We start from the raw sequence: 16,340 nt of genomic DNA, 5'->3' as shown, positions 1-16,340 counted from the left end.
ATATGAGCTTGTACGCTGTCAGTCGAGAGCAGGGCGAATCCTTGTATGCCCAGATCGCGCGACAACTGGAACAGGAAATCGCCAACGTCTACGCACCTGGCGACTACCTGCCATCCGAGGGCGAACTCGCGTCACGTTTTGGGGTGAACCGGCACACGCTCCGTCGTGCCATCGACGAGTTGGTCGAGGCCGGCCTGGTGGAGCGCCGTCATGGCCGCGGCATCCTTGTGCTCGATAACCAGATCGACTACCAGATCGGCAAAACCACCCGCTTTACCGAAACCCTGAACGCTCAGGGTTTGCTGGCCGGAAACCGCATCCTGCGCAAGCAGACCTTGCCTGCCAGTGTGCGCGTTGCCGAACGCCTGGCCATCGTGGAAGGCGAGCCCGTGCATTGGCTGGAAACGTTACGAAGCGTGGACGGCAAGCCGATGTGCCTCATTTCGCATTTTTTGCCAGCACAACCCTTCCCCGATCTGCTGGTCCGTTATCAAGGCGACTCCCTTCACGCTTTTCTGAACGCAGAGTATGGCTGCCAGCTCCGTCGCGTCGATAGCGCCGTCACGGCAGTGCTACCCCAAGGTGACGACGCGCGAATCCTTGGCATGCCGCAAAACCGGCCAGTGTTGCGGGTCAAGAGCGTGAACGTGGATGAGCGCGACAACAAGCCGGTCGAGTATGTGATTACCCGGTTCCGCGCAGACCGCGTCCAGTTGCGCATTCCGCTGCTGTAAAGGGTCTCCGGTCATCCCAGAGCCAAAGGTCGCGGCCTTCGGGCCGCATGAATCGGCTAAGAAATCTAACGGCTTCACCAAGTTTCTAGAGCTATATGTATATTCAGAAGGACAACTCATGAACGCGATAGCGTCGCAGTCCGCTCGCGGGGACTGGATGCGCTACTGGACGAACGTGCCGGCACAGCGCATTCGCGCACTCGCGCGTCAATTCGGTGAGCAATTTCAGGTGGAAGACCTGGAAATCCCGCAATCGGGCCTCGCCTTGGTGCCACTCACCGACGCCGCCATGGGCGAGACTTACTACCTCGGCGAGATTCCGGTCGCAAAGGCGCATGTGCGCCTGACCGACCCACAAGGCGGCACCGCCGAAGGCGCGGCGATCGTCATGGATGACCGCACGAGCCTGATTCGCGCACTCGCGATTCTCGACGCGGTAACGGCTGCCGCGTGGCCTGGACATGATGCGGCCGTGGAACTTCTTCGTGAAGGCAAACAGATCGTCGAAGCAACCGCGGCCGATCGCAAGAAGCTGCTGGCGGCAACGCGCGTGGACTTCGCGTTGCTCGCCGCGCAGGAGGACGATGATGAATGAGCTGCAGACGCATATCGTCTCGCATCCGGCCGACTGGACACCACTGGTTCAGCAGCGCGCATTTCGCCGCATCCTGGATGCGTTTTCCTATCCCGGGCGAATTAACGAACTCGAGACTCAGGCTACGCATGTGCTGCCACTCGTGCTTGCGACGCTGGCCGATCCCGCAACCACACTGGCCGATCACTGCGAACTGGTAGCTGCGGCGGACCGTCAGCGGCTCGGTGCGAAGTCCGCCAGCGCGGATCAGGCCCACTTCGTCGTGATGCCGGGCAGTCAACTACCCGCTGTCGAGCCTGCTTCCGGCACGCTCGACAGCCCGGAAAGCGGCGCAACACTCGTACTGGTGGTCGATGAGATCAAGCAAGGTGGCGAGCTCGTCCTCAGCGGTCCAGGCATTCAAAGCAGCGTTTCTCTGCAGGTGTCGGGAGTCGACCCGCAGTGGTGGAAGTTGCGCAAGCAATGGAACAGCGGCTTCCCGCTTGGCGTCGATCTGGTACTGCTGGACGAGCGCAGCGTAGTCGCACTGCCCCGCACGATCAAAGTTGCCATCGAAGGAGGCCGGTAATGGGTTATGTGGCTATCAAGGGCGGCGGCCGGGCGATCGAGGGCGCAGAGCGTGTCGTCGACGCGTTGCGTACGGCCGAGGGCGAGCACGGCACGCCGCTGACCCTGCAGACGATCGAACATCAGCTTCGTTCGCTGACCTCGCGAGTGGTTTCGGAAGGCGGGTTGTATCACCCGCGCCTCGCCGCGCTCGCTATCAAGCAGATGCAGGGCGATACGCTCGAAGCTGCGTTCGCACTGCGAGCCTATCGTTCGACCAAGCCTCGACTGCTCGAGGCGCCCGTACAGCACACGGGCGAAATGCGCGTGATCCGCCGTATCTCCAGCGCGTTCAAGGACATTCCTGGCGGCCAGATGCTCGGTCCGACCAACGACTACGCGCTGCGCCTGATGCGCCTCGACCTCGCCAACGAATCACCCGAAGCGTTTCGCTCGGTTGCACGCACGTTCCTCGACTCGATCGACGAAAGCGATCTGCCCGACACCTTCCCGAAGGTCGTGGACGCACTGCGCGCGGAAGGACTGCTCCCGGCGCTGCAGCCGTCACGCATCGAGCCTTTCGATGTCACGCGCGATCCGCTGATCTTCCCGGTTCCGCGTTCCGCCGCCCTCGCGACGATGGCGCGCGCCGAAACCGGCTCGCTGCTCGCGATCGCTTACTCGAACATGCGCGGCTATGGCGATGTCCACCCGACTGTGGCCGAACTGCGTGTCGGCTATGTGCCGGTGCGGCTTCCTCATCCGGTCACCGGCGAACTCGTCGAGGCCGGCGAGGTGCTGATGACCGAGTGCGAGATGGTCGCGATGTACGAAGACGACGACAGCGGCGGCCCACCCGTCTTCACTCTCGGCTATGGCGCGTGTTTCGGCCACAACGAAGTCAAGGCGATCTCGATGGCCGTGCTTGACCGTTCGCTGCAGAACGGCATGCGAAATGGTCCGAGCAATCCGTCGGAGGACCCGGAGTTCGTGTTGCTGCATATCGACGGCGTCGATTCGATGGGTTTCGCGAGCCACTACAAGATGCCGCATTACGTCACGTTCCAGTCGGACATGGACCGGCTGCGCACGACCCAGCAGAAGGCTGCGGACAAGCAGACCGAACAGGATGCACAAGGAGTCGAGCTATGAACGATCTCTACGAACTGCCGCTCGACGAAGCAGGTTACAACTTTGGCTTCCTCGATGAATACGCGAAGCGTGAGATCCGCCGCGCGGTGATCAAAGCGATCTGCGTTCCCGGCTACCAGACGCCGTACGCCTCTCGTGAAATGCCGATGGGCCGTGGTTTCGGTACGGGCGGTCTGCAGCTCACGCTGTCGCTCGTCGGTCCGGACGACACGCTCAAGGTGATCGACCAGGGCTCCGACGACTCGGTCAACGCGGTCAATCTGCGTCACTTCGTCGAACTCACCTGCGAGGGTGTTCAGACTACCGAGCACACCAGTGAAGCCACGCTGATCCAGTCGCGCCACCGGATTCCCGAAGTCGCGTTGACCGAAGAGCAGATTCTCGTCCTGCAGGTGCCATATCCCGATCCGCTGGTCGTCGTGGAACCGTCCGAGGCGCGCCGCAAGACGATGCACGGCGAAGGCGACTACTCGCGTCTGCTGACCAAGCTGTACGAAGACATCGTGCAGTTCGACGAAATCACTATCTCGCATCGCTATCCGACGCGTATCAACGGTCATTACGTGATCGACCCGAGTCCGATTCCGCGCTACGACGTGCCGCAGCTGCATATGTCGGCCGCGCTCGTGCTACTCGGTGCGGGACGCGAAAAGAAGATTTATGCGGTGCCGCCCTATACCCGCGCAGACCCGCTCGCGTTCGACGACGTGCCGTTCCGCACCGAGGACTTCCACGACGAGCACGGCAATCGCCGCGCCTGCGTGCGCTGCGGCTCGATCGACAGTTTTCTCGACGAGATCATCGGCGAGGACGGCGACAAGTCGTACCAATGTTCGGATTCGGACTACTGCAACGACTATCGCAACGGCCGCACTCATCAGAAGGCCAACGCAACGAACGAAGGAGCAGTCCAGTGAGCCCCATTCTTCAAGTGCGCGGCTTGACCAAGATTCACGGCACAGGCTGCGAGCGCTGCATCGAAAGCACCGGCCCGGAACAGGACACCAACATCTGCCCGCATTGCGGTTCGGTGGTGGCTGCCCACGACGTCAGCTTCGACCTGCGGCCCGGCGAGATTCTCGGGATCATGGGTGAGTCGGGGTCGGGCAAGTCGACCGTCGTCAAAACGCTGTACTTCGATGAAAAGCCAACCGCGGGCACCGCGCGCTTCTTCGATGAAGACAATGACTGGGACCTGTTCGCAGCGAATGCCGCCGCACAGCGCTGGCTGCGCAATCATCGCTTCGGCATGGTGTACCAGAACCCACACCTCGGCTTGAACTTCAACGTGTCAGCCGGCGGCAACATCGCCGAGCGCCTGTTGATGAACGACGTGACGCTGTTCGGCGAGATCCGGGAGCGCGCACGCGATCTGCTCTCGCGCACCGAGGTATTGCCCGAACGTATGGACGAGTCGCCGAAGAAGTTTTCGGGCGGCATGCAACAGCGCGTGCAGATCGCGAAGGCACTCGCGACCCGTCCGCCTCTGCTGTTTCTCGATGAAGTGACCACCGGCCTCGATCTCTCGGTGCAGGCGCGCATCCTCGACCTGATCCTCGAGATCCAGCAGGAACTCGGCACGGCGATGATCGCCGTAACGCACGATCTCGGCGTGATCCGCTTGCTGGCTGGTCGCACGATCGTGATGAAGTACGGCCGCATCATCGAGTCGGGCCTGACCGACCAGATTCTCGAAGACCCGCAGCATGCGTACACGCAGCGGCTTGTGGCCTCCGCTCTCTGAGGTAAACCAATGTCCGCGATCCTGACCGTTAAAAATCTGAGCAAGCACTTTGCGCTGCACGATCAGCGCAAGACCATCCCGTCCTGCGCGAACGTCTCGTTTGCCGTCGAGCCGGGCCGCCTGTCTGCGCTGATCGGCCCGACCGGTGCCGGCAAATCGTCGGTGCTCAAATGCATCTACCGTACTTACCTGGCGAGCGCCGGAAGCCTGCTGTTCCGCACCGCAGCCGGTGAGACGGTCGATCTCGCGCAGGCGTCCGAGCACGAAGTGCTCGCATTGCGCAAAGACGAGATTGGCTTCGTCACGCAATTCCTGCACTGCCTGCCGCGCAAGGCCGCCGTCGATGTCGTGGCCGAGCCGCTGCTCGTGCGCGGCGCCGCGCGTGCCGAGGCGCGCGACAACGCGCGTGGAATGCTCGATGCGCTGAACGTGCCCGAGCGTCTTTGGGAAGTGCCCCCTGCGACCTTCTCGGGTGGTGAAAAGCAGCGCGTCAATTTGGCGCGGGGCCTCGTCGCTCGCCCGCGCCTGTTGCTCCTCGACGAACCGACCGCAAGCCTCGATCCGCGCACCACCGACAAGGTCGTGGAGATCCTGCAAGGGATCAAGGCCGAAGGTGTGGCGATGCTCGCCATCTTCCACCACCCGGACCTGGTAGAGCGCCTTGCCGACCAGGTGATCGAACTGGCACCGCCGGTTGTCCATTCCCCTCTTTCGGAAGCGATCACGCAATGAGCCGCCAACTCCTGACGAACGCAACCGTCGTTCTCGCTGACGAAGTGGGCGAAAAACTCGCCGTACTCATCGAGGACGGCAAAATCGCGGCACTCGACCCAGAGCACACCGCCGGAGCGACCGTGGTCGACCTGCGAGAACATACGCTGATCCCAGGTATGATCGACCTGCATTGCGACTCGCTTGAAAAAGAGGCGGAGCCTCGTCCCGGCGTGTATTTCCCGATCGACTTCGCTTGCGCGCAGGCAGACAAGCGCAATGCGTCTGCGGGCATCACCACGGTATTTCATGCACTGTCTTTCGCGAACCGCGAGTTCGGCGTACGCAACAACGAAACGGCAGCCGAGCTCGGCCGCTCGATCCACGCCTGGCAGGCGCATGCGCTGATCGACAACAGATTCCATGCACGCTTCGAGGTGACCGACGTCACCGCCCCTCCGGTTCTGTCGTCGCTGATGGACGAAGGTGTGATCGACCTGATCTCGTTCATGGATCACAGCCCGGGCCAGGGTCAGTTTCGCGACGTGGAGTCGTTCCGCAAATACCTTGCGAACGCCTACAAGGCCGACGATGCCACGCTCGACGAGATCATGAAGCAGAAGGCAGAGGCAGCCAGAGGGGCGATCGAACGCATGCAGCAGCTGGCTGCGCTGGCGCGCGCCAAGGGTGTCGCAATTGCAAGCCACGACGACGATTCGGCCGCCAAGGTCGACGTGGTACGCGATCTCGGTGCGACGATCTCGGAGTTCCCGATCAACCTCGAAACGGCCCAGGCCGCGCGCAGCAGCGGCATAGCCACGCTGTTCGGCGCGCCGAACATTCTGCGCGGCAAGTCGCAGTCGGGCAACATGCGTGCGCTCGATGCCGTGCTGGCAGGCGTCGCGGACTGCCTGTGCGGCGACTACTCGCCTGCCTCGTTGCTGCCAGCCACGTTCAAGCTGCCCGAGGTCGCGGACGTTTCGCTCGCGCACGCCGTCGCGCTCGTGACGCGCAATCCCGCACGGGCAGCCGGGCTAAACGACCGCGGCGAGATCGCGGTCGGACAGCGCGCCGATCTGGTCGCAGTCCAGCGGATAGGTGGGTTGCCGCATGCGGACCAGGTGTGGTCTCGCGGCAAGCTCGTGCTCGGCGCGAGCCGCGTGCATCACTGAGGCCGCTTCCATGTCAGGCAATCTGATCTACGTAAGCGGTCCATCCGGCAGCGGCAAGGATAGCCTGCTGCGCTATGCGCGCGAGCAGTTGTCCGGCCACGCCGGGATCTGCTTTGCTCATCGCTACATCACGCGCGCAGCGGACGCCGGTAGCGAGAATCACGTCGCGCTGAGTCCCGAAGAGTTTGCCGCGCGCAGCAGCTCGGACCTGTTCGCGCTGAACTGGGCGAGCAATGGGCTGCAATACGGTATCGGGGCCGAGATCGACCATTGGCTGGATAAAGGGTTGACCGTCGTGATGAACGGGTCGCGCGAATATCTGCCGCATGCACGCACGCGCTACCCCCACCTCGTGCCGGTGGAAATTGCAGTGCCGCAAGCGGTACTGCGTGAACGCCTTCTGGCGCGCGGTCGCGAAACGGTCGAGCAGGTGGAGCAGCGCCTGCGGCGCAACCATTTGCTCGAGCAGCGTGCCGGCAAAGCGGAGATCATCCGCAACGACGGCGATCTCGGACAGGCGGGAGAGGCACTGGTTTCGCTGATTCTCCGCTGCGCGGAGCCATCATGATGCGCGTTACCTTCCTCGGCACCGGCGCGGCAGGCGGCGTACCGCTCTACGGCTGCAACTGCCCCGCATGCACACGAGCGCGAGCCTTACCCGCTTGCGTTCGTCGCCCCTGCAGCGCATTGATCGAAACGGACACGACCCGCGTTCTGCTCGATGCCGGACTGGTGGACCTATCCGAGCGTTTTCCCGCTGGAAGTTTCGACGCGATCGTACTCACGCACTTCCATCCAGACCACGTGCAAGGGTTGTTCCATCTGCGCTGGGGCGTCGGGAAATCCATCCCGACCTGGGCCCCGCCAGACAGCAACGGTTGCGCCGATCTGTATCGCAACCCGGGCCTGCTCGCATTTAATCAGGCAGAGAAATTCGGCACGTTCGATCTGGGTGACCTGCGTTTCACGGCGCTGCCGCTGATCCATTCCAAACCAACGTTCGGCTATGCGATCGAAGGGCCGTCCGGAGAACGATTCGCCTATCTGACCGACACGATCGGCTTGCCGCCTTCCACGCAGGAGTGGCTGCAGGGATGGGGGGCCTTTTCGCTGGCTCTCGACTGTTCGTTCCCGCCAAAGGCTGAACCGGGCAACCACAACGACTGGAATACCGCATGTGCGCTGATTGAGCAGCTGCGGCCAGTACGTACATGGATGACACATGCATCCCATACGTTCGATACGTGGCTACTTGAGCAATCAGAAGACGTCATGCCAGAAGGCGTTTTGATTGCGCGGGACGGCATGGCTCACGTGCTTCCCGCTGATTTTCGGACTGCACCGACGTTCGAAGGGGGCCGCCATGGCTAGGTAATCAGCGCGGTATGACTCGCATGTGTCTTCAAGATTTCACTTTACTTAGTATGACGAACATCGCAACGAATCAGGAAAGGAACATATCGACATGACTTCCCGAACCACCATCAAGACCGACGCCTTAACCCGGCTAGATCACATGCCGTGGACCCGCTTCCACACCTTGCTGACGGTCGCGCTTGGAGTGGGCTGGACGCTCGACTCTTTTGAAACCAATATCATCGGTAGCGTGTTCGGCACGATCAAGGCGCTTTGGCACCTCGACGCGGCCCAAAGCTCACTGGCCGTAAGCGTGTGGGTGCTCGGCATTCTGGTCGGCGCGGTCGCGTTCGGCTACCTGGCCGATCGCTTCGGCCGCAAACGCCTGTTCCTGGCTACGCTCCTCTGGTATGCCGCGTTCAGCGTGGCAACCATCTTCGCGTGGGATTACCACTCCTTCCTCGTGTTCCGCGCGCTGACCGCGCTCGCCGTGGGCGGCGAATACTCGGCCGTGACGGCCACCATGGGAGAATTCATTCCGCGCCGCAATCGCGGACGTACCGACGCGCTGATCCTGTCGGGTTTTCCCCTCGGTGCCGTGCTGTCCGCCGTTGTTTCGTACTACGCACTCAATCTCCTGCCGCCCGACATCGCGTGGCGCGTAGGTTTCGGCCTGGGTACCACGATGGCCCTGATTTTCTTCTGGATTCGCCGCGTCATTCCCGAATCGCCGCGCTGGCTTCTGCAGCAAGGGCGCGTGACCGAAGCTGAAGCAATCGTCGATGAAATTGCCGCGTATGCAAAGCGCGCGGGGATCAGCGCGGCAACCGAAGCGCAGAAACGCTACGAGCCCACCGTGATCGTGCCTGCACACCCGACGTTCTGGCGCAACGTGAGTGAGCTGGTTGGCCGCTATCGCGGACCGTGCGGCCTTGCCAGTGCTTTGAACTTCTCGCAAGCCGTCGTTGTGTATGGCGTACTGTCGTTGATGGCGCTCGTCATTCTGCCGTACATGAAAGTGCCTGCTGCTGCAATGCCGATCTACTACATTTACGGCAACGTAGCGGCTTTGCTCGGTGGCTTCCTGGCATCGCGTGTGCTCGAGTCGTGGGGGCGTCGCTCGTCGCTGTTCACGAGCTACACGTTCACTGTGCTCGCTATTCTGGTGGTGTACTTTGCCCAAACGCTGCCTTCCATGGTGGTCGGCTATTGCCTGATCCAGTTTGGCGTCACGTGGGGCTATATCTCGGCTTACGTGGTTTCGTCTGAGATCCTGCCGACGCGGTTGCGCGCCTCGGGTTTGGGCGTGTCCGTTGCTTTCGGTCGAGTGGGCGCAATGATCACGCCGCTACTGTTGACCAGCGCCTTCAGCACGACGGGTACCCCTTCCGCACCGTTGCTCGTACTGCTGGCGCTTGCGCTGCCCGGTCCGGTTGCCGCCGCGATCTGGTGGGTCAAGGGACGCGAAACCCGGAATATTTCGCTGGAGGAAGGTAGCGATGATGCGTTGACGGAAGCCGCACCGCAGCATAATTTCCGAACGCGCGAAGCGTAGACGCCTGGAAAGTCAAAGGGCTGCGGAGAAATCTCCGCAGTCTTTTTTCATTCTGGTTTCGGAATGGCCACCGTCGAGTCGTGCCCCGATACGAACTTGAACTTGCATGAGCGTGCACGGAATGCCCAAGGGCATCAGTACAGATTTCATTTGCAAATCCGTTTTGCAGCGCGCCCCGCACCAGACCATATCTGTTTGCAAACATCGAATTGCGGGGAAAGACGAATATTCATACCAAACAGTCACTTAGCGAGATACGTCGGGACGGGTATCGTTTGCACACATCCATCTATCGCGGTTTTTTTTCAATCAACGAGCGCTGATCGGCGTCGGGTTTGATTTGCCATAAATTGTCACTTAGAATTTTCCGCAAGGCCTCCTTAGGAACCGATGACATGCCTTCGAACAACGGAAAACCGGTGTCGTCGTTCGTTCCTCGGGGAATGCCCGGCCTCTGGGTCGTCCTGTTCGTCATCTGGATGGTCGCCAATGCATCGCTCGCGGTCGAACCCGCTCTTGTCGGTCTCGTCATTACCTTCGTCGTCGCGCGTGTCTTCGTATCGTCGAGCGAAGCATGGCAGCACCTACGTCTAACGCCAGCCGCGCCGTATCACTTCGCCGCGTATAGCGTGACTTTCATCGTCGAGCTCGTACGCGCCAATCTGAATGTGATGGCGCTGGTGTACTCGCCGCGTATCGACATCAAGCCCGGCATCGTCAAGGTTCGCACCCGCCTCCAAACACCACTCGGCCGTCTCGCGCTCGCCAATTCGATTGCGCTCACGCCAGGCTCGCTCGTGATGGATATTCGGGACGACATACTTTTCATTCACTGGCTCGACGTGAAGACGACCGATATCGACGAAGCGACCAGCGCACTCGTCACACCGTTCGAAAAGCATCTGGAGAAAGTCTTTGGCTGAGATCATGCTCCGGATCGCCGGCGTGCTGATCTTGTTCGCGATCCTGTTCGGCGTGATCCGTCTCGTGATCGGCAGAACCGTCGTCGACCGCATCGTCGCGATCGACGTGCTGACGGTCATCTCGCTGTCGCTGATCGCGCTGTACGCGCAGTTCTCCGGTCGTTTCGTCTATATCGACGTCGCGCTCGTGTACGCACTGCTCAGCTTTCTCGCGGTGCTCGCGATTGCGCGCTTTCTTGAAAGGGGGCTGTGAGCGATGCTCGAACTGCTCCTGCTGCTGATGTGCGCGAGCATCCTCGTGAGCGGGGTGCTGGCCGTCTGCCTGAAGAATCTGCTGGCCGCGATGGTGAGCTCCGGACTCGCGAGCCTGTTCGCGGCGGTCGCCTTCCTGCTGCTCGCCGCGCCGGACGTCGCGATGGCCGAAGCCGCGATCGGCTCGGGACTCACGACCTTCGTCTTTCTGTACGCGATCCGCAAAACCGGCTATCGGAAGGGCTAGCGCATGTTCGAACTGACCGGCAGCGTGTTCATCCTGTTGGGCGCCGTCTTTCTGTTCTCCGCTGGCCTCGGGCTGCTGCGCATGCCGGATGCGTATACGCGCATTCAGGCCGGCACCAAGGCGTCGACGCTCGGCAACATGCTCGTGCTGATCGGCCTCGCGTTCTACCACCCGAGCTGGACCTTCCGTCTGATTCTGCTGATCTACTTCGTGCTCATGACCAACCCGCTGTCTTCGCATGCGTTATCGCGCGCCGCCTGGCTGATCCGCACGCCGATGACCCCGTCCACGATCACCGACGCGCTCGCCGACGAAGACGCGCGCACCGCCGGGAAGGCCGAATCATGATGCGTCGCGTGTTCGCGCTGCTGACGGTGCTGCTGTTCGCGGTCGTGTTCTGGCGAATTGTCGGCGGCTATTCGGAGTTGCAGGGGCTGCGCCCGCTCGCCTGGTACTACGTCGTCAGAGGGCCGCTCGAACTCGGCGCTCCGAACATCGTGACCGCCATCCTGATTACGTTTCGCGGCTTCGACACGCTCGGCGAAGTCGCGGTGCTGTTTATGGTCGCGGCGAGCGTCGGCGTGCTGCTGAGAGAGGAAAGCGCAACGCCCACCGCTGTGGCGGACGAAGCCGCGCTTGCGCGCCGGCCCGCCGGCGAGATCGTACATACCGGCAAACAGGTGCTGCTGCCGATGATCTTCACCTTCGGCGGCTACGTAATCGTCAACGGCCATCTGTCGGCGGGCGGCGGCTTCCAGGGCGGCGCGATCGTCGCATCCGCGGTAATGCTGATGCTGCTCGCGCGGCCCCGCTCGACGCTGAACCTCGCGCTGCTGAGCGTCGTCGAATCGCTCGCGGGCGTGCTCTACGTGTGCATCGGCATTCTGGGCCTCGTGCTCGCGGGCGGTTTTCTCGACGCACGCTTTCTGCCGCGCGGCCAGTTCGGCACGTTCTTCAGCGCCGGCGCGATCCCGCTGATTTCCACACTGCTTGGTGTCAAGGTCGGCGCGGAGCTTAGCGTCATCATCGACCGGTTCAGAAGCTGAACGAAAAGGAGAGCGCATGAGCACGGGCATCCCGGTTTCGAAGATCCTGCTGATCACGGGCTTCTGCCTTTCCTTGATCGGCCTGTGGGGCATGCTGACCCACCGCAACATCCTGCGCATCATCATCGGCTTCGCGGTGATCGACACGGGCCTGCACATCGTGATGGTCGCGACCGGCTACATCACGGGCGGCACTGCGCCGATCATCGATGCGGCGCTCAGCAAATCCGCCGCCGCGCACCGCGCGATCGATCCGATTCCATCGGCGCTCGTCGTCACCGCGATCGTGATAGGGCTATCGGTCACCGCCATCATGCTGTCGTTCGCAATTCGTCTTTACGCCGCCAAAAAGACGCTCTCCATCGACGCCTTCACCGAGTCGAAATGGTAGCCGCGCTGTTTCATCCGTTGCAGATCTTCATTCTCGGGCTCGGCGGCGGCTTCGTCATTCCGCTGCTGTATCGGCTCGGCAAGCCGTGGCTCACGCTCGGTTTCTTCATCGCGCTGTGCGGGATCGTGCTGGTCTCGGGCGTGTCGTTTTACGGCCTGCTCGACGGCGGCGACACGATCGAGGTGCTGACCGCGGGCGCGCTGCCGCCGGTGTCGATCAATCTGCGCTTCGGCCTGTGGGAAGGCCTTTTCACGTTCAGCGTCAACGTGGTCGCGCTGCTCGGCGCATTGCATCTGTGGGACCGTCTGCGCGGCAACTACGCGGCCTTGCTGCTGTACCTGATTCTGGTGATGGGCATCGACGGCATGGTGATGACCCGCGACCTGTTCAACCTGTTCGTGTTTCTCGAGATCGTGTCGATCGCGACATACGGCCTGTTCGGGCTCGAGCGCACACCCGCCGCGCTCGCTGCCGCGTTCAAGTACATCCTCGCGACCGTGATCGCGTCGACCCTGTTCCTGCTCGGCGCGGTGCTGCTCTACTACGTGAGCGGCACGCTGAACATCGACGAACTGCTGTCGCTGCGCGAGCAGATCGGCGGCCCGATCGGCACGGCCGCGATCCTGCTCGTGTTCGCGGGTCTCGTGATCGAGTTGAAGCCGTTTCCGGCCAACGGCTGGGGGCTCGACGTCTACGAGACCGCGCCGAGCGGCGTCGCCGCGATGGTATCGGTCGGCGTGTCGGCGGGCGTGTTCTTCGCGCTGCTGAAGTTGCTGCCGCTATTCGACGGCCAACTGACGCTGCTCGCCGTGTCGGGCGGCGTCACGTTTCTGTTCTCGAACCTGCTCGCGATCAAGCAAACGAAACCGCAGCGCGTGCTCGGCTATTCGTCGATCGGGCAAATGGCGCTACTGATGCTGTCGCTCGCGTTGCTGCGCCAGGTCGGCGCGGACGCATCGATCCCGCTCGTCGTCGGCGGCCTCTTCATCAACCATCTGTTCGCGAAGGCGGGGCTGTTCTGGCTGACCGGCGTACTGCGGCGGCACGGCGACGACGCACGCGCGATCCTGTCGCGCAGCCCATTGCTGATAGGCCTGCTCGGCCTCTTCCTGGTCGCGATTGCGGGGCTGCCGCCGTTCCCCGGCTTCTGGGCGAAGTGGGAACTCGTGATGCGCCTGACCGCCGCTGGCAAGCCGTACTGGATCGTGCTGATCCTGACCGGCTCGCTGCTCGAAGCGGGTTATATGTTCCACTGGTTCGTGCGCGCGCTGGCTCCGTCCGATGTCGAGGCCAAAGCCCGGCCGAACCTCGCCGCGCTGCTGCCGCTGTTCGGCGTCGCCGTGCTGCTGATCGCGGCGGCCTATATGGCGGCCGTGTTCTCGGGCGTCGCGTCGGCGTGGATCTTCTCGCCGCTCACGGCAGGCGCGCTGTTCTATGCGGCCGATCGTCTGCCGGGGCGCGTGAAAGGCGTGCTCGCGGTGATCGCGATTGGACTGATCGGCAGTCTGCTTTGCGAGGGCGCGGGCCGTATCGCCGGGCTGTTCGCCTGGCTGCTGCTCGCGGGCAGCCTCGTGATCGCCGCGGCGACTCTCTATCGCGACGATGTGCGCCCCGGCTTCTATCCGATGCTCGTCGTGCTGTCGCTGTCGATTCCAGCGCTGCTGCGCTCATCGACGTCGCTCGAATTCTTCTATAGCTGGGAAATCATCACGCTGTCGTCGTGCTTCCTGATCGCGAAGTGCCGGCGCGCGGGCCCGCATGTGCTGACCTTCCTGCTGTTTTCGCTGCTGGCAGCGTTCTTCCTGCTGGCGGGTTTCGCCAACGTCGCGGCGATCGACGACACCATCGCACTATCGGCGCTGATCCATTCGGGACCGGAAGCGAACTATGCGTTCGTGCTGCTCGCGGCCGGCTTCCTGATCAAGGCGGGCGCGATCGGCGTGCACGTATGGCTGCCGGGCGCCTACACCGAAGCGGAAGACGACGTGACCGCGATGCTGTCGGCGGTGGTCAGCAAGGTCGCGATGTTCGGCCTGCTGATCGGCACCTACCTGACGGTGCGCTCGGAGGTCGGCCTCGAACTCGCGCACGTGATGACATGGATCGGCATGCTGACGGCGCTGTTCGGCGCGCTGATGGCATTGCGGCAGAACGACTTCAAACGCATGCTCGCGCTGTCGAGCATGAGCCAGACCGGCTATATCGTCACCGCGATCGGCCTGATGAGCCATCTCGGCTGGGTCACCGCGCTGTACCTGGTCGCCAATCACATGTTCGTGAAGGGCATCCTGTTCCTCGCGCTCGCGGGTGTGATCTTGCGCACCGGCACGCGCAACTTCGCCGCTGTGGGCGGCCTCGCGCGCGAGATGCCGCTGACGTTCGCGATGGTCGTGATCGCACTCGTGTCGATGTCGGGCCTGCCGCCGCTGATGGGCTTCGGCGGCAAGTGGCTATTGCTGAGCGCGATGACCGACAAGGGCTGGTACGGGCTCGCCGTGTGCGGACTGCTCGCGACCTGCACCGGTTTTCTGTACATGCTGCGCCTGCTGAACGGCGTCTTCCTCAAGCCGCGCCCGCCGCAGCGGCCGCAGGTGCGCGAAGCGCCGGTGATGCTGCTGGTGCCGCAGTTCCTGTTCGTGGTCGGTATCGCGTTCCTGTCGTTCTTTCCGAAGGTGTTGCTCGAACCGGTATCCGCCGCGATCGATCCACAGTTCGCGGCGACCCTGGTATGGGGCGGGATGTCGCTCGAAAGCATCTACGGGTTCTGGAATCCGACACCGGTCGTGATCGTCGTGCTGATCGTCACGGCGATCGTATTCGGACTCGGTGCGCTGTACTACCGCAGCCGTCGCGGCAACGCGCGCAACGCCCCGGACTTTTACCACTTCTACCGGCCGATGCTGAGCCGCACGGTGCCGCCGGTCGCGCAGATTTTCTGGCGCGGCCTATCGCACTTCGCGCTCGCGGCGGCGGCACGGATCCAACGCGTCTATACCGGCGACGGGCAGACCTACGCGCTCTACGTGCTGCTGTATTTTCTCGTGATCTATTTCGCGAGCACGGGATTGAGTTCAGCGGGGACACCATAACGCGGTGCGGGTGGTCCTGGCGCGGCGGCACGGAGCCGCCGCGCATCAGGTGCCGCGCGATCTAGTCGTGCACCGCGTCGTCAAACTCGGCGATCAGCGAACGAAATATTCTTCCGCCACCCAGCCGTCCTTGGTCAAGCGCACACCCTCGCGCAGTTGCATGGTGCCGGCGCCTTCGATCACGCGCTCCACCATCGGGAATACTCGCTGGAACTCGGGAGTCCTCGCAAAAGGCACCGGGTCGATCTTATAGGTGTAGAGCACCGAGGTCCTGGTCTCGCCGTCGCGGGTCAGCGGCGGCTCCCAGCCCACCACCTTGTCCAGGCTCAGCGTGGCCACGCACAAGTCGGCGTCGTGCGTGACGCGCTTGGTAGCCGTTGCAACCACGACGGGCTTGTGCAGGAAGAACTTCTTCCCTTCATCGGTCAGTTCGTACTTGCGCCCCGGCGCCGACACCTTGGCGCCATCATTGTCCGTGCGCTCGACGGTCATGTCGGTGCCTTTGACCACGCCGAGTTTTTCCAGCACAGGCAATTGGACGGCGTCGCGCGAGTTCGAAGTCTTATCCTGGTCGGCCACGTAAATCGGCCAGTCGTATTTCGCGAGGCACAGGTTGCCGCGCTCACGCAGGTAGCTGCTAATGGTCTTGGTGAAGTTCTCCATGCTGGGTTCGCTGAGGTTCTGTTTGCTTTGGCAAGCGCCTAGAGCGTGTTAGGAACTTTGAAGTACTGGCACGGCGTGGACAAGCATGAGCATTGCGAAGACGACAAAATGAAGCCCGGCGAGAGTTTCGGGGAGCCGTTCATAGTCACGTGCGAGACGCCGGA

19 protein-coding genes and 1 pseudogene are annotated in these 16,340 nt (G+C 62.6%); 18 read left to right on the top strand and 2 right to left on the bottom strand.

The window, feature by feature from the left end:
* Positions 1-2: 2 nt before the first annotated feature.
* From phnF to AB3X86_RS34785, 18 genes are all read left to right on the top strand, one after another.
* Entirely contained in the window at positions 3-734 is a 732-nt protein-coding gene (gene phnF, locus AB3X86_RS34870) for a phosphonate metabolism transcriptional regulator PhnF (RefSeq protein WP_368599475.1), read from the top strand.
* 118 nt (positions 735-852) lie between these two features.
* Positions 853-1,329 (top strand): phosphonate C-P lyase system protein PhnG, encoded by a 477-nt coding sequence (phnG, locus tag AB3X86_RS34865; protein ID WP_368599474.1) that lies wholly within the window; start codon positions 853-855, stop codon positions 1,327-1,329.
* The gene (phnH, locus tag AB3X86_RS34860) at positions 1,319-1,897 is read left to right on the top strand and encodes a phosphonate C-P lyase system protein PhnH (RefSeq protein WP_368599473.1); all 579 of its coding nucleotides are present in this window, start codon (positions 1,319-1,321) and stop codon (positions 1,895-1,897) included. Before phnG ends, phnH begins: the two co-directional genes overlap by 11 nt.
* The gene (locus AB3X86_RS34855) at positions 1,897-3,027 is read left to right on the top strand and encodes a carbon-phosphorus lyase complex subunit PhnI (RefSeq protein WP_368599472.1); all 1,131 of its coding nucleotides are present in this window, start codon (positions 1,897-1,899) and stop codon (positions 3,025-3,027) included. The genes phnH and AB3X86_RS34855 overlap by 1 nt, the downstream gene beginning before the upstream one ends.
* Positions 3,024-3,944, top strand: coding sequence for an alpha-D-ribose 1-methylphosphonate 5-phosphate C-P-lyase PhnJ (locus AB3X86_RS34850; RefSeq protein WP_176378576.1), 921 nt, complete (start codon positions 3,024-3,026; stop codon positions 3,942-3,944). Before AB3X86_RS34855 ends, AB3X86_RS34850 begins: the two co-directional genes overlap by 4 nt.
* Complete coding sequence (locus AB3X86_RS34845; protein ID WP_176365371.1) at positions 3,941-4,771, top strand: ATP-binding cassette domain-containing protein; 831 nt, start codon at positions 3,941-3,943, stop codon at positions 4,769-4,771. The genes AB3X86_RS34850 and AB3X86_RS34845 overlap by 4 nt, the downstream gene beginning before the upstream one ends.
* 9 nt (positions 4,772-4,780) lie before the next feature.
* Positions 4,781-5,503, top strand: coding sequence for a phosphonate C-P lyase system protein PhnL (gene phnL, locus AB3X86_RS34840; RefSeq protein ID WP_368599471.1), 723 nt, complete (start codon positions 4,781-4,783; stop codon positions 5,501-5,503).
* Positions 5,500-6,654 (top strand): alpha-D-ribose 1-methylphosphonate 5-triphosphate diphosphatase, encoded by a 1,155-nt coding sequence (locus AB3X86_RS34835; protein WP_368599470.1) that lies wholly within the window; start codon positions 5,500-5,502, stop codon positions 6,652-6,654. The genes phnL and AB3X86_RS34835 overlap by 4 nt, the downstream gene beginning before the upstream one ends.
* Positions 6,655-6,664: 10 nt before the next feature.
* Entirely contained in the window at positions 6,665-7,222 is a 558-nt protein-coding gene (gene phnN / locus AB3X86_RS34830) for a phosphonate metabolism protein/1,5-bisphosphokinase (PRPP-forming) PhnN (RefSeq protein ID WP_368599469.1), read from the top strand.
* Positions 7,222-8,025: a phosphonate metabolism protein PhnP gene (phnP, locus tag AB3X86_RS34825; protein ID WP_368599494.1), complete on the top strand. Its 804-nt coding sequence runs from the start codon at positions 7,222-7,224 to the stop codon at positions 8,023-8,025. Before phnN ends, phnP begins: the two co-directional genes overlap by 1 nt.
* A gap of 94 nt (positions 8,026-8,119) precedes the next feature.
* Positions 8,120-9,565: an MFS transporter gene (locus AB3X86_RS34820; RefSeq protein WP_368599468.1), complete on the top strand. Its 1,446-nt coding sequence runs from the start codon at positions 8,120-8,122 to the stop codon at positions 9,563-9,565.
* 395 nt (positions 9,566-9,960) lie between these two features.
* Positions 9,961-10,488 carry a Na+/H+ antiporter subunit E gene (locus AB3X86_RS34815; protein ID WP_368599467.1) on the top strand — a complete coding sequence of 176 codons (528 nt, stop codon included), beginning with the start codon at positions 9,961-9,963 and terminating at the stop codon, positions 10,486-10,488.
* Positions 10,481-10,741 (top strand): monovalent cation/H+ antiporter complex subunit F, encoded by a 261-nt coding sequence (locus AB3X86_RS34810; RefSeq protein WP_176111605.1) that lies wholly within the window; start codon positions 10,481-10,483, stop codon positions 10,739-10,741. Before AB3X86_RS34815 ends, AB3X86_RS34810 begins: the two co-directional genes overlap by 8 nt.
* 3 nt (positions 10,742-10,744) lie before the next feature.
* Positions 10,745-10,987 (top strand): hydrogenase subunit MbhD domain-containing protein, encoded by a 243-nt coding sequence (locus AB3X86_RS34805; RefSeq protein ID WP_368599466.1) that lies wholly within the window; start codon positions 10,745-10,747, stop codon positions 10,985-10,987.
* Between the two features lie 3 nt (positions 10,988-10,990).
* On the top strand, positions 10,991-11,335 hold the full coding sequence (mnhG, locus tag AB3X86_RS34800) for a monovalent cation/H(+) antiporter subunit G (protein ID WP_368599465.1): 345 nt from the start codon (positions 10,991-10,993) through the stop codon (positions 11,333-11,335).
* Positions 11,332-12,033 carry a Na(+)/H(+) antiporter subunit B gene (locus tag AB3X86_RS34795; RefSeq protein WP_368599464.1) on the top strand — a complete coding sequence of 234 codons (702 nt, stop codon included), beginning with the start codon at positions 11,332-11,334 and terminating at the stop codon, positions 12,031-12,033. Before mnhG ends, AB3X86_RS34795 begins: the two co-directional genes overlap by 4 nt.
* 16 nt (positions 12,034-12,049) lie before the next feature.
* On the top strand, positions 12,050-12,424 hold the full coding sequence (locus AB3X86_RS34790; RefSeq protein WP_013093972.1) for a sodium:proton antiporter: 375 nt from the start codon (positions 12,050-12,052) through the stop codon (positions 12,422-12,424).
* Positions 12,418-15,513: a complex I subunit 5 family protein gene (locus tag AB3X86_RS34785; protein WP_368599463.1), complete on the top strand. Its 3,096-nt coding sequence runs from the start codon at positions 12,418-12,420 to the stop codon at positions 15,511-15,513. Before AB3X86_RS34790 ends, AB3X86_RS34785 begins: the two co-directional genes overlap by 7 nt.
* Positions 15,514-15,606: 93 nt before the next feature.
* On the opposite strand, the gene AB3X86_RS34780 is transcribed toward AB3X86_RS34785, so the two are convergent.
* On the bottom strand, positions 15,607-16,176 hold the full coding sequence (locus AB3X86_RS34780; protein WP_368599462.1) for a hypothetical protein: 570 nt from the start codon (positions 16,174-16,176) through the stop codon (positions 15,607-15,609).
* A gap of 48 nt (positions 16,177-16,224) precedes the next feature.
* A pseudogene (locus AB3X86_RS34775) lies at positions 16,225-16,340 on the bottom strand (IS5/IS1182 family transposase); the annotation flags it as partial.

It is taken from the genome of Paraburkholderia sp. BR14374, assembly GCF_040948685.1.
GTDB lineage: Bacteria > Pseudomonadota > Gammaproteobacteria > Burkholderiales > Burkholderiaceae > Paraburkholderia > Paraburkholderia youngii.
This window is presented reverse-complemented; position numbering and strand designations above follow the sequence as displayed.

Coding starts and splice junctions, on each gene's coding strand:
- phnN (WP_368599469.1), top strand. CDS start 6,665: ATGTCAGGCAATCTGATCTACGTAAGCGGTCCATCCGGCAGCGGCAAG.
- AB3X86_RS34820 (WP_368599468.1), top strand. CDS start 8,120: ATGACTTCCCGAACCACCATCAAGACCGACGCCTTAACCCGGCTAGAT.
- AB3X86_RS34855 (WP_368599472.1), top strand. CDS start 1,897: ATGGGTTATGTGGCTATCAAGGGCGGCGGCCGGGCGATCGAGGGCGCA.
- AB3X86_RS34790 (WP_013093972.1), top strand. CDS start 12,050: ATGAGCACGGGCATCCCGGTTTCGAAGATCCTGCTGATCACGGGCTTC.
- mnhG (WP_368599465.1), top strand. CDS start 10,991: ATGTTCGAACTGACCGGCAGCGTGTTCATCCTGTTGGGCGCCGTCTTT.
- phnH (WP_368599473.1), top strand. CDS start 1,319: ATGATGAATGAGCTGCAGACGCATATCGTCTCGCATCCGGCCGACTGG.
- phnG (WP_368599474.1), top strand. CDS start 853: ATGAACGCGATAGCGTCGCAGTCCGCTCGCGGGGACTGGATGCGCTAC.
- AB3X86_RS34795 (WP_368599464.1), top strand. CDS start 11,332: ATGATGCGTCGCGTGTTCGCGCTGCTGACGGTGCTGCTGTTCGCGGTC.
- AB3X86_RS34850 (WP_176378576.1), top strand. CDS start 3,024: ATGAACGATCTCTACGAACTGCCGCTCGACGAAGCAGGTTACAACTTT.
- AB3X86_RS34835 (WP_368599470.1), top strand. CDS start 5,500: ATGAGCCGCCAACTCCTGACGAACGCAACCGTCGTTCTCGCTGACGAA.
- AB3X86_RS34785 (WP_368599463.1), top strand. CDS start 12,418: ATGGTAGCCGCGCTGTTTCATCCGTTGCAGATCTTCATTCTCGGGCTC.
- AB3X86_RS34805 (WP_368599466.1), top strand. CDS start 10,745: ATGCTCGAACTGCTCCTGCTGCTGATGTGCGCGAGCATCCTCGTGAGC.
- phnP (WP_368599494.1), top strand. CDS start 7,222: ATGCGCGTTACCTTCCTCGGCACCGGCGCGGCAGGCGGCGTACCGCTC.
- phnF (WP_368599475.1), top strand. CDS start 3: ATGAGCTTGTACGCTGTCAGTCGAGAGCAGGGCGAATCCTTGTATGCC.
- phnL (WP_368599471.1), top strand. CDS start 4,781: ATGTCCGCGATCCTGACCGTTAAAAATCTGAGCAAGCACTTTGCGCTG.
- AB3X86_RS34780 (WP_368599462.1), bottom strand. CDS start 16,176: ATGGAGAACTTCACCAAGACCATTAGCAGCTACCTGCGTGAGCGCGGC.
- AB3X86_RS34815 (WP_368599467.1), top strand. CDS start 9,961: ATGCCTTCGAACAACGGAAAACCGGTGTCGTCGTTCGTTCCTCGGGGA.